This window comes from Pseudomonas sp. GW822-FHT02G04 (genome assembly GCF_058802085.1).
In genome coordinates this window covers 75,742-87,708 of record NZ_JBXANU010000022.1, presented here as the reverse complement: position 1 = coordinate 87,708, position 11,967 = coordinate 75,742, and the positions used below count along the sequence as shown (strand labels likewise).

The 11,967-nt window shown below is 57.8% G+C and carries 11 protein-coding genes and 1 pseudogene; 1 reads left to right on the top strand and 11 read right to left on the bottom strand.

Annotated elements, in window-relative coordinates; translation table 11 throughout:
- Nucleotides 1-15: 15 nt before the first annotated feature.
- The 4 genes from AC1RO5_RS23515 to AC1RO5_RS23500 all read right to left on the bottom strand — a co-directional run bounded on the left by AC1RO5_RS23515 (nt 16) and on the right by AC1RO5_RS23500 (nt 3,735).
- On the bottom strand, nt 16-744 hold the full coding sequence (locus AC1RO5_RS23515; protein ID WP_493177924.1) for a dienelactone hydrolase family protein: 729 nt from the start codon (nt 742-744) through the stop codon (nt 16-18).
- Nucleotides 745-811: 67 nt separating this feature from the next.
- Nucleotides 812-2,716: a molecular chaperone HtpG gene (htpG, locus tag AC1RO5_RS23510; RefSeq protein ID WP_493177923.1), complete on the bottom strand. Its 1,905-nt coding sequence runs from the start codon at nt 2,714-2,716 to the stop codon at nt 812-814.
- A gap of 81 nt (nt 2,717-2,797) precedes the next feature.
- Complete coding sequence (locus AC1RO5_RS23505; protein WP_493177921.1) at nt 2,798-3,250, bottom strand: PaaI family thioesterase; 453 nt, start codon at nt 3,248-3,250, stop codon at nt 2,798-2,800.
- A complete protein-coding gene (locus tag AC1RO5_RS23500; protein ID WP_493177920.1) occupies nt 3,247-3,735 on the bottom strand; it encodes a PaaI family thioesterase in 489 nt (162 codons plus the stop codon). Before AC1RO5_RS23500 ends, AC1RO5_RS23505 begins: the two co-directional genes overlap by 4 nt.
- A gap of 157 nt (nt 3,736-3,892) precedes the next feature.
- Between AC1RO5_RS23500 and AC1RO5_RS23495 the strand changes: the two genes are divergently transcribed.
- The gene (locus tag AC1RO5_RS23495) at nt 3,893-4,135 is read left to right on the top strand and encodes a hypothetical protein (protein ID WP_413696968.1); all 243 of its coding nucleotides are present in this window, start codon (nt 3,893-3,895) and stop codon (nt 4,133-4,135) included.
- A gap of 68 nt (nt 4,136-4,203) precedes the next feature.
- Here AC1RO5_RS23495 and AC1RO5_RS23490 read toward each other — a convergent pair.
- The 7 genes and pseudogenes from AC1RO5_RS23490 to odhB form a co-directional block, all read right to left on the bottom strand.
- A pseudogene (locus AC1RO5_RS23490) lies at nt 4,204-4,293 on the bottom strand (MAPEG family protein); the annotation flags it as partial.
- A gap of 9 nt (nt 4,294-4,302) precedes the next feature.
- Nucleotides 4,303-5,040, bottom strand: a complete 738-nt coding sequence (locus AC1RO5_RS23485) for a DUF599 domain-containing protein (protein ID WP_493177919.1) — start codon at nt 5,038-5,040, stop codon at nt 4,303-4,305.
- 167 nt (nt 5,041-5,207) lie between these two features.
- Nucleotides 5,208-6,521 (bottom strand): branched-chain amino acid transport system II carrier protein, encoded by a 1,314-nt coding sequence (gene brnQ, locus AC1RO5_RS23480; RefSeq protein ID WP_493177917.1) that lies wholly within the window; start codon nt 6,519-6,521, stop codon nt 5,208-5,210.
- A 421-nt stretch (nt 6,522-6,942) separates the two neighbouring features.
- Nucleotides 6,943-7,824, bottom strand: coding sequence for a succinate--CoA ligase subunit alpha (gene sucD, locus AC1RO5_RS23475; RefSeq protein WP_007919877.1), 882 nt, complete (start codon nt 7,822-7,824; stop codon nt 6,943-6,945).
- Nucleotides 7,824-8,990, bottom strand: coding sequence for an ADP-forming succinate--CoA ligase subunit beta (gene sucC / locus AC1RO5_RS23470; RefSeq protein ID WP_493177915.1), 1,167 nt, complete (start codon nt 8,988-8,990; stop codon nt 7,824-7,826). Before sucC ends, sucD begins: the two co-directional genes overlap by 1 nt.
- Before the next feature lie 199 nt (nt 8,991-9,189).
- Nucleotides 9,190-10,626, bottom strand: coding sequence for a dihydrolipoyl dehydrogenase (lpdA, locus tag AC1RO5_RS23465; protein WP_018925110.1), 1,437 nt, complete (start codon nt 10,624-10,626; stop codon nt 9,190-9,192).
- 110 nt (nt 10,627-10,736) lie between these two features.
- Nucleotides 10,737-11,951 carry a 2-oxoglutarate dehydrogenase complex dihydrolipoyllysine-residue succinyltransferase gene (gene odhB, locus AC1RO5_RS23460; RefSeq protein WP_019648152.1) on the bottom strand — a complete coding sequence of 405 codons (1,215 nt, stop codon included), beginning with the start codon at nt 11,949-11,951 and terminating at the stop codon, nt 10,737-10,739.
- Nucleotides 11,952-11,967: the final 16 nt, after the last annotated feature.

Here is an 11,967-nt window from a genome sequence, read left to right as displayed (position 1 = left end):
GACCGAGAGCTGCAATCAGCCCTTAAACACTCCATCCAGCAAGTTATGCATCGACGTGAACGCGCGAGCCGCGGTTTTCGCGTCATACATCATCGTGCCCGGCACGTTGGCATGCGGGTCGGTGAACGAATGCACCGCGCCGCCATAGCTCAGCAATTGCCAATCCACACCGGCGGCATTCATTTCAGCTTCGAACGCCGGTAGCTGCTCTTTCGGCACCAACGGATCGGCAGCGCCATGCAGCACCAACACCGAACCCTTGATGTTTTTCGCATCGTTCACGTTCGGCGTATCCAGCGTGCCGTGGAACGACACCGCCGCTTTCACCGGCGCACCGCTACGCGCCAATTCCAGCGCGCAACAACCACCGAAGCAGAAACCAAAAGTCGCCAGTTTCGAGGTATCGACCGCCGCCTCGCCCTGCCCTTGCAGTTGTTCGAAAGCAGCCTGCATGCGTTTGCGTAGCAAGGCGCGATGATTCTTCAACGGCATCATCGCCGCGCCTGCCTGGTCGCCGTTCTGCGGACGAACCGATTGGCCGTACAGGTCGGCGATCAGCACCACATAGCCCTTGGACGCCACGGATTTGGCAATCTCCTCGGCACCGGCGCTGACGCCCATCCAGTTCGGCGCCATCAACAGACCCGGACGCGGGCCTTTATGGTCGGCATCGAAGGCCAGACGGCTTTCATACGATTGGCCGTCGATCTGATAGGCGACGGATCGAACAGTGATTTGGCTCATGACTGACTCCCAGTAAAAAAGCACCAGAATGAAAAAACCCGCCGAAGCGGGTTTTTATACAACGTGGTTAAACCGACAGTTCAACCAGCAGCTTGTTCAGACGACGCACATAAGCGGCCGGGTCTTTCAAGCTGTCGCCGGCCGCCAGGGCCGCCTGATCGAACAGAATGTGCGACAGGTCGCCGAAGCGCTCGTCGCTCTGCTCGTTGTCGAGTTTCTCGATCAGCGGGTGAGCCGGGTTGAATTCGAAGATCGGCTTCGAATCCGGAACCTTCTGACCGCTGGCTTCCAGGATCTGACGCATTTGCAGGCCCAGGTCTTGCTCGCCGATGGCCAGAATCGCCGGGGAATCGGTCAGACGGTGGGAAACCCGCACTTCAGCAACGGACTCACCCAAAGCGGTCTTGAGACGTTCAACCAGACCTTCTTTGGACTTGGCGACTTCTTCCGCGGCTTTCTTGTCTTCTTCCGAATCCAGGTTGCCGAGGTCCAGGTCACCGCGCGCCACGTCGACAAAGCTCTTGCCGTCGAAGTCGTTGAGGTAGCTCATCAGCCACTCGTCGATACGGTCGGTCAGCAGCAGCACTTCGATGCCTTTCTTGCGGAAGACTTCCAGGTGCGGGCTGTTTTTGACTTGCGCGTAGGTTTCGCCGGTCAGGTAGTAGATCTTGTCCTGACCTTCCTTGGCACGGGCCAGGTAGTCGGCCAGACCTACAACCTGCTCGCCGTCGTCGCCCTGAGTGGACGCGAAACGCAGCAGACCGGCAATTTTTTCTTTATTGGCGAAGTCTTCTGCCGGGCCTTCTTTCATGACCTGACCGAAGTTCTTCCAGAAACCTTTGTATTGCTCAGGCTCGTTCTTCGCCAGTTTTTCCAGCATGTCCAGAACGCGCTTGGTCAGCGCCGATTTCATGGAGTCGATGATCGGGTCTTTCTGCAGGATTTCCCGCGACACGTTCAGCGACAGGTCGTTGGAATCGACCACGCCTTTGATGAAGCGCAGGTACAGCGGCAGGAACGACTCGGCCTGATCCATGACGAACACGCGCTGCACGTACAGCTTCAGGCCTTTCGGCGCTTCACGCTGGTACAGGTCGAACGGAGCACGGGTCGGCACATAAAGCAGTGAGGTGTACTCGAGCTTGCCTTCGACCTTGTTGTGGCTCCAGCTCAGCGGATTCTCGAAATCGTGAGCGACGTGCTTGTAGAACTCCTGGTATTCCTCGTCCTTCACTTCAGTGCGAGGGCGAGTCCACAGGGCGCTGGCGCGGTTGACGGTTTCCCACTCAACGGCCGGCTGCTCTTCGCCTTCAACGGCTGCCACTTCTTTCGGCAACTCGATCGGCAGAGCGATGTGGTCGGAGTACTTCTTGATGATGTTGCGCAGACGCCAGCCATCGGCGAACTCGTCTTCACCGGACTTCAGGTGCAGAACGATGCGAGTGCCGCGCTCGGCTTTATCAACGGTGGCAACTTCAAAATCGCCTTCGCCCTTGGACGACCAGTGCACGCCTTCGCTGGCAGCAGCACCGGCACGACGGCTGAATACGTCAACTTTATCGGCGACGATGAATGCAGAGTAGAAACCCACGCCGAATTGACCGATCAGGTGCGAGTCTTTTTTCTGATCGCCGGAGAGATGTTTCATGAAATCGGCAGTGCCGGATTTGGCGATGGTACCCAGGTGGGTGATCGCATCTTCACGGCTCATGCCGATGCCGTTGTCTTCGAGGGTGACGGTTTTAGCGTCCTTGTCGAAGCTCACACGGATTTTCAGTTCAGCGCCGCCTTCCAGCAATTCAGGCTTGGCCAGCGCTTCAAAACGTAATTTATCGACAGCGTCAGAGGCGTTCGAGATCAATTCGCGAAGGAAGATTTCCTTGTTGGAATACAGCGAATGGATCATGAGGTGCAGCAGCTGCTTCACCTCGGTCTGGAAGCCCAGGGTTTCCTTTTGAGTTTCCACACTCATGGTCATCAAACTCCAATCAGATGGCAGTGGCCGCGACCTTGAGGGTCGGCGGCGGGTTGTCCTCAGAGTTGGGGGCTGAGATCAGGATTTCAAGGGCTCTTCGATTTTGAAGTGCGCTCGGGCCGTGGCAATGGGCTCGGCTTCGGTGCTTTGCCAGGCGGTAATCGCCACGTTTGCCACCCGCCGCCCCTGGCGACAAACCTGGCATCGGGCCCAGGTATCGCGAAACTGCCCTGCGCGCAGGTAGTCGAGGGAAAAGTCGATAATCTTCGGCACACCGGGCGAGCCGGTGAAAATCAACAGGTGCAGCGCTGCCGAGAGCTCCATGAACCCGGCAATCACCCCACCATGAATCGCCGGCAGCAAAGGGTTACCAATGTTGTCCTTGTTGGCCGGCAGACGAAACAGCAGCTCATCCCCTACCCGCGAACATTCGACGCCGATCAGCCCGGCGTAGGGAATCAGCTGCAGCAGTGCGGCGTAGTCCCCCTGCGCATGGGCCTGTTGAAGCTGTTCGTTGAACGTGTCGGTCATTTCGCAACTCCAACAATGGCACCGGCAATGACACCGCCAAAGCTTTTAGTACCTTTGACGCCCTTGCCCATGCGCATGAAGGTGCCCACCACGTGGGCGATCGGCTGTTCGGGGTCGTCCTGATAGGCAAAACCGCGCGCGAAGATCACATCAGTGGTCACTCGGTAGCATTGGGCGAAGCCGTACACGTCCTTGTGCGGCTCGGCGGCGTGCATGTAGTCGATGCGCAAGTCGAGCGTCGGGCAGACTTCGAACTCAGGCAGCACGCAGAGGGTGGCCATGCCGCAGGCGGTATCCATCAGCGAGGTCAGCGCACCGCCATGAATCACCCCGGTTTGCGGGTTGCCGACGATCTGCGGGCTGTACGGCAGAATCACCGTCAGCCCTTCGCTGCTGGCGCTGTGAACGCGCATGCCAAGTACCTGACAATGGCGCAACGCCGACAGGAATCGTGTCGCGCGCTCAAAAACGGGGTTTTCGGCCATTTGATAAAACTCTTCTTAGTGTCCGGACAAAGTAGCAGGCTAACGGGCAAAAGTTCCGTTGCAAAACAAACATATATATCTGTGTGAATTGAGGAACTTAACCCTGATCACTGTGCTCGAAAGGCCAGTAGATATTTTCCATCAGGAGAAACACCCCATGCGTAAGACTTTAGCTATTGCCTTGATGTTGACCGCTTCCCTCGGTCTCGCCGCCTGCGGTAAAAAACCCGAGGACAAAGCTCAAGATGCCACCAAACAAACTGAGCAAGTTCAGGAAAAAATGAGCGAAGCTCAGGATAAAGTGAACGAGGCGGCAAAAGAAAACGCTGATGCTGCCAAAGCTCAGGCCGAATCGAACGCAGCCGCTCCGGCAGCGCCTACAGAAGCACCTAAAAACTAAAACAGTTTTTAGCGTGATAAAAGAAAACCCGCCATGTGCGGGTTTTCTTTTGCCTGTTACTTGGTGCATTAGAGCAAAACGGTTCTAAAAGTCGGACTAATCATCAGCAACAACGAACACACTAAACCCAGAAACCACACCAGACTGCGCTGCCAGGCAAATACTCATCAAGCCGCCTCTTTGTTCAGCTCAGGCAATGGCGCCTCTGTAGGTGTATAGACCATCACGTCAAGAACGTCGGAGTGAAACTCGCGGCGATACAACACAAACACGACACCGGCGCTCATCAACATGAACAACCAGGGGCTGACAAACCACGCCAGCATGCTCATGCCGAAGTAATAGGAACGCAGACCGAAGTTGAACTGGTTGGCCGCCAGGGAGATGACACGGGCGGCTCGGGAAGCAAAGGCGTTACGCTCTTGTTCGGACACATGCCGCTCACCGATCATCGGTGCCGAACCCACGAGAATGGCCGCAAAGTTGTACTGACGCATGCACCAGCTGAACGTAAAGAACGCATAGACGAACACCAGCGCCAGGCACAACAACTTGATCTCCGACATGCCCTGGGAAGCCTGTTGCACCATCGGGATATCCGCCAGCAACGACACGGCTCTTTCGGACGCCCCCAACACCGTGAGAATACCGGCCAGGATAATCAACGTGCTGGAAGCGAAGAATGAGGCGTTGCGCTCCAGGTTACCGATCACGCTGGCATCGGCGATGCGGTTGTCGCGCAACAGCATGCGGCGCATCCAGTCTTCGCGATACAGGTGCAGCACGCTGGCCAGGCAAGCGGTATCACGGCCCTTCCATGTCGCGTAACGGGTGTAGCCACCCCAGCAGACGACGAACCAGAGCGCGGCGAGAATGTGGATCAGATTGGTGTGGATGAACGACATGCAGTTCCTTGTGATGTGTAGACAATGATGAAACCTTCGGATAGTGCTTCGACGTTAGCCCAAGGAAAAAGACACTGCATCACGCGCATAAAAAATGCCCCGTATCGATTGATACGGGGCATTTCCATTTGTAGCTCAAGCCCGCTTGTGGCGGGCCATGAAGCGACTTAAGCCAGCGCTTCTTCGCGCTTGCCCAACAGACGGTCGCAAACCACGGCAACCGCCAGGGTCATGACCGACGGCACCAGCCAAGCCAGGCCCTGCTCGCTCAGCGGCAGGTGAGCCAGTTGAGCCGGCATCCAGTCGGCCAGGCCGGCGCCTTTGAGCGCGTCGATCATGCCAAAGATGAACGACACCAGCATCACCGGACCGACGATGCGGCCCTGCTCATGCCAGAAGTCCTTGCAGAAGCTCAGGGCCACCAGGGCGATGCACGGCGGGTAGATGGCGGTCAGTACCGGGATCGAGAACGCGATCAGCTTGGTGAGGCCCAGGTTGGACACCAGCAGGGAGAACGCGGCCAGAATGATCACCAGCGTCTTGTAGGACAGTGGCAGTACACGGCTGAAGTATTCGGCACAGGCGCAGGTCAGACCGACCGCGGTCACCAGGCAGGCCAGGGAGATCAGCACCGCGAGGAAACCGCTGCCCAGGGGACCGAAGGTGTGCTGCACGTAGGCGTGCAATACCGCCGCACCATTGGTGGCACCGGCGGCCACTTCATGGCTGCCCGAACCGAGACGGAACAGGCTGACGTAAACCAGAGCCAGACCTACACCGGCAATCAGCCCGGCGATGATTGCGTAACGGGTGATCAACACCGGCGATTCGACGCCACGGGAGCGGATCGCGTTGACGATGACAATGCCGAATACCAGCGCGCCCAGGGTATCCATGGTCAGGTAGCCATTGATGAAGCCTTGGGAGAATGGTGCCGCCACGTATTCCGGGGTGGCCACGCCGATATCACCAGCCGGCAACGCGAACGCTGCGATGCCGAGAACGGCCAAGGCGATGATCTTCAGTGGTGCGAGGAACCGTCCTACGGTGTCCAGCAGACGGCCCGGATAGAGCGAGATGAAGAACACCAGCAGGAAGTACACCGAGCTATAGAGAAACAGCGCCAGCGGGCTCTCGCCGGTCAGCGGCGCCAGACCCACTTCGAACGACACGGTCGCGGTGCGCGGCGTCGCGAACAACGGGCCGACAGCGAGGTAGCACGCGGCTGCCAGCAAGCCCCCGGCGATTTTACCAATCGGGCTGCTCAAGGCATCCATTGCACCACCGACCTTGGCCAGGGCGACAACGGTGATCACCGGCAGACCGACTGCGGTGATCAGGAAACCCAGCGCCGCCATCCAGACATTAGGCCCGGACTGCAAACCGACGATAGGCGGGAAGATGATGTTGCCAGCCCCGACGAACAGGGCAAACGTCATAAAACCCAGTGCCAGGATGTCCTGGCCTTTCAACACTTTCATTAAGGAAATACCACACTACTGAATCGGAATTTAGAGAGGGATTTCCCTTATGGATGAGGGAAATGCTGTCGATCCGTATAGGACTGACCCGTTTAGCGCGCCGCTGCCTTGTGGGCCGCAGACGCAAAAATGGCGGCTAGCGTAACGAATTTGCCTGACAAACGCACTATTACAGGGCGAACTATCCGATACACGACATTTCAATGTCGCGTTTACATATCTAATTTTCCTACCTCGGCACAGATCATTCCCACGCTCTGCGTGGGAATGCATCCCGTGACGCTCTGCGTCACATTCAAAGGCGGAACGCGGAGCGTCCCTGGCGGCATTCCCACGCAGAGCGTGGGAACGATCACCCGGAAACGACAAAGGCCACCCGAAGGTGGCCTTTGTTTGGTGGAGCGTCAGTTAAGCGCGAGGCTTACTTGACGGCCCAGCCAGTCAGCTCGGCCAGGGCCTTGCCGATGTCTGCCAGCGAACGCACGGTTTTAACGCCTGCGTCTTGCAGAGCAGCGAATTTCTCGTCTGCAGTGCCTTTGCCGCCAGAGATGATTGCGCCAGCATGGCCCATGCGCTTGCCCGGAGGAGCAGTCACACCAGCGATGTAGGAAACAACCGGCTTGGTCACGTGTGCCTTGATGTAGGCAGCCGCTTCTTCTTCAGCCGAACCGCCGATCTCGCCGATCATCACGATCGCTTCGGTCTTCGGGTCTTCCTGGAACAGCTTCAGGATGTCGATGAAGTTCGAACCCGGGATCGGGTCACCACCGATGCCGACGCAAGTCGACTGACCGAAACCGGCGTCAGTAGTCTGCTTCACAGCTTCGTAAGTCAGGGTGCCGGAACGGGAAACGATACCGACCTTGCCTGGCAAGTGAATGTGACCTGGCATGATGCCGATCTTGCATTCGCCTGGAGTGATCACGCCTGGGCAGTTAGGACCGATCAGGACTACGCCCAGCTCGTCGCACTTGACCTTGGCATCCAGCATGTCCAGGGTAGGAATGCCTTCAGTGATGCAAACGATCAGCTTGATGCCGCCGAAGGCTGCTTCCAGGATGGAGTCCTTGCAGAAAGGAGCTGGAACGTAGATCACGCTGGCGGTGGCGCCAGTGGCTGCTACAGCGTCTTTCACGGTGTTGAACACTGGCAGACCCAGGTGCTCGGTGCCGCCTTTGCCTGGAGTTACGCCGCCAACCATCTTGGTGCCGTATTCGATGGCTTGCTGGGTGTGGAAACTACCTTGCGAACCGGTAATACCCTGGCAGATAACTTTGGTGTCTTTATTGATCAGGACGCTCATTATTTGCCCTCCGCAGCTTTGACAACTTGTTGAGCAGCGTCGGTCAGGCTGGTAGCAGCGATGATGTTCAAACCGCTTTCTGCCAGTACTTTAGCGCCCAGCTCAGCGTTGTTGCCTTCAAGGCGAACAACAACCGGGATTTTCACGCCGACTTCTTTCACAGCGCCGATGATGCCTTCGGCAATCATGTCGCAACGAACGATGCCGCCGAAGATGTTGACCAGTACTGCAGCGACGTTAGTGTCGGACAGGATGATCTTGAATGCTTCGGTTACGCGTTCTTTGGTAGCACCGCCGCCCACGTCGAGGAAGTTGGCTGGTTTGCCGCCATGCAGGTTGACGATGTCCATGGTACCCATGGCCAGGCCAGCACCGTTGACCATGCAACCGATGTTGCCTTCCAGCGCTACGTAGTTCAGTTCGAACTTGGCAGCGTGCGCTTCGCGCGGATCGTCTTGCGACGGATCGTGGAAAGTCTTCAGCTTAGGCTGACGGTACATGGCGTTGGCGTCGATGTTGATCTTGGCATCGAGGCAATGCAGATCGCCGTCAGCCTTGATCACCAGCGGGTTCACTTCCAGCAGAGCCAGGTCGTGATCCTTGAACAGCTTGGCCAGACCTACGAAGATCTTGGCGAACTGAGCAACTTGCTTGCCTTCCAGACCCAGCTGGAATGCCAGCTCGCGACCCTGGAATGGCTGAGCGCCAACCAGTGGATCGATAGTGACCTTGAGGATTTTCTCAGGGGTGTCGTGAGCGATTTTCTCGATGTCCACGCCACCTTCGGTGGAAGCCATGAACACGATGCGACGGCTCGAACGGTCAACGACAGCGCCCAGGTACAGCTCTTTAGCGATATCAGTGCACGATTCAACCAGGATCTTGGTGACTGGCTGACCATTGGCGTCAGTCTGGTAAGTCACCAGACGCTTGCCCAGCCACTGCTGTGCGAATGCCTTAGCGTCTTCTTTGCTGCGAACCAGCTTTACGCCGCCCGCTTTACCGCGACCACCGGCGTGAACCTGGGCTTTGACAACCCATTCGCTGCCGCCGATTTTGTCGCAAGCTTCTGCTGCTGCTTCCGGGGTGTCTACCGCGTAACCGGTGGATACTGGCAGGCCGTACTCAGCGAACAGCTGCTTACCCTGATACTCGTGAAGATTCATGCTTATTACCGTCTTCGTTAGGTACTGCGCATTCGGTGCTGCACTCATTCAAGTGCCGCACCACCTGTGACTGCTGCTTGCGTAACCTTTCCGGGTACCCGGTGCAGCTACGCAAGACTGCGTCCAGCGGACATTCCGCGGTGAGTCTTGCTCGCAAGGCTCACGACGGGCCGTACCGCCGTGGTTTCTTATTATCCGCTTAGCGTTTCTTGCGGTTGGCGATGTGGATGGCGCCGCCATTCACTGCCAACGCTGCTTCGTGCAAGGCTTCAGACAGGGTCGGATGGGAGAAAACCATCATGCCCAGGTCTTCAGCGCTGGTGCCGAATTCCATGCCGATCGCGCCCTGCTGAACCAGTTCTGCGGCGCTCGGGCCAATCACGTGGACGCCCAATACGCGGTCAGTCTTGGCATCAGCGATGACCTTGACGAAACCACCGGTATCGTTGGCGGCCATGGCACGGCCAGAGGCTGCGAACGGGAAGGTGCCGACGTTAACTTCTACGCCTTCAGCTTTCAAGGCCTGCTCGGTTTTACCGACCCACGCGATTTCCGGGTGAGTATAAATAACCGAAGGGATCAGGTCATAGTTCATCTGGGCTTTATGGCCCTTGATGCGCTCGACAACCATGATGCCCTCTTCCGATGCTTTGTGAGCCAGCATCATGCCGCGAACCACGTCACCGATGGCGTAAACGCCCGGTACGGTGGTGGCGCAGTGATCGTCAACGTGCACGAAACCGCGCTCGTCCAGGGTCACGCCGCAATCGGCAGCCAGCAGATCAGTGGTCACCGGACGGCGACCAACGGCTACGATCAGCTTGTCGAAAGTGATGTTCTGTTCGCCGTTGGCATCGGTGTAGTTCACAACGACTTCGTCGCCGTTCACTTTGGAGCCGGTCACGCGAGCGCCCAGCTTGATGTCCAGACCCTGTTTGGTCAGGGTTTTCAGCGCTTCCTTGGAAACAGCGGTGTCCGCTGCCATCAGGAAGGTATCCAGTGCTTCGAGAACGGTGACTTCGGCGCCCAGACGGGACCATACCGAACCCAGTTCCAGACCGATAACACCAGCGCCGATCACACCCAGGCGTTTTGGTACGGATTGGAATTCCAGAGCGCCAGTCGAATCGACGATCACATTCTGGTCGACCGGAGCCGGTGGAATGTCGATCGGACGCGAGCCCGGAGCCAGGATGACGTTTTCGGCTTCGATGACTTCAACCGAACCGTCAGGCTTGGTGACTTCGACTTTCTTGCCGGCCAGCAGTTTGCCGTGGCCCTGGATCGAAGTGACGCCGTTAGCCTTGAACAGGGTCGCAACGCCGGAGGTCAGGCCTTTGACGATGTTGGCTTTACGGCCGACCATTGCTGGCACGTCCATGGTCACGCCAGCGTGGTTGATACCGTGGATCGCGAAGCCGTCTTGCGCTTCGTGAAACTTCCAGGAGCTGTCCAGCAGCGCCTTGGATGGAATGCAGCCGACGTTCAGGCAAGTACCGCCGAGGGCCAGTTTGCCTTCCTTGTCGGTGTATTTCTCGATGCAGGCAGTGGTGAGGCCCAGTTGCGCTGCTTTAATGGCAGCCACGTAGCCGCCAGGGCCCGCGCCAATCACTACCACGTCGAATTTCTGAGTCATGTGTCATTCCTTCTCGAATCAAACCGGACGGCCCCTTTTGAGGACCGTCGTGGGACGAAGCTGGTCATTACAGAAGGGCCGTCCATCATTGAACGGCCCGCGCAACGAAATCAGATATCCAGCAGCAAACGAGCCGGGTCTTCCAGCAGGTTCTTGATGGTCACCAGGAAGGTCACAGCTTCTTTGCCATCGATCAGACGGTGATCGTAGGACAGCGCCAGGTACATCATCGGACGGATAACTACCTGACCGTTGATCGCCATAGGACGCTGGATGATGTTGTGCATACCCAGAATCGCAGCCTGCGGCGGGTTGACGATCGGAGTCGACATCATCGAACCGAAAGTACCGCCGTTGGTGATGGTGAACGTGCCGCCGGTCATTTCTTCCATCGACAGTTTGCCGTCACGGGCTTTCTTGCCGAAGGTAGCGATGCCGCCTTCGATTTCAGCCAGGCTCATCAGTTCGGCGTTACGCAGAACCGGTACAACCAGACCGCGGTCGCTGGAAACAGCCACACCAACGTCGGCGTAGCCGTGGTAAACGATGTCGGCACCGTCGATCGACGCGTTGACAGCCGGGAAGCGTTTCAGCGCTTCGGTGGCCGCTTTCACGAAGAACGACATGAAGCCCAGGCGTACGCCGTTGTGGGACTTCTCGAACAAGTCCTTGTACTTCGAACGCAGGGCCATGACTTCGGTCATGTCGACTTCGTTGAAAGTGGTCAGCATCGCCATGTTCGATTGAGCTTCAACCAGACGCTCGGCAACCTTGGCGCGCAGACGGGTCATCGGAACGCGTTTTTCTACGCGGTCGCCAGCAGCGAATACCGGAGCAGCGGCAGCAGGTGCAGCAGCCTTGGCAGGCGCGGCAGCCGGAGCGGCTTTCTTGGCGGCAACAGCGGCTACCACGTCTTCCTTGGTCACACGACCGCCTTTGCCGGTGCCGGCAACGGAAGCGATGTTGATGCCGTTTTCTTCAGCCAGCTTGCGAGCAGCCGGTGCAGCAACAGGATCGTCTTCGCCTACTTCGGCAGGAGCAGCGGCAGCAGCGGCAGGTGCAGCAGCGGCTGGAGCGGCAGCAGCACCGCCCTCACCGATGGAGCCCAGAACTTCGTCGGACAGAACGGTGTCGCCTTCGTTCTTGACGATCGCGCCCAGCACGCCGTCAGCGGTGGCCAGAACTTCCAGTACGACTTTGTCGGTTTCAATGTCGACGATCAGTTCGTCACGCTTGACGGCGTCGCCCGGTTTTTTGTGCCAGGTGGCAACGGTGCCATCGGCAACCGATTCCGGGAAAGTGGGGGCTTTGATTTCGATAGCCATTATCTGTGGGTCCTTA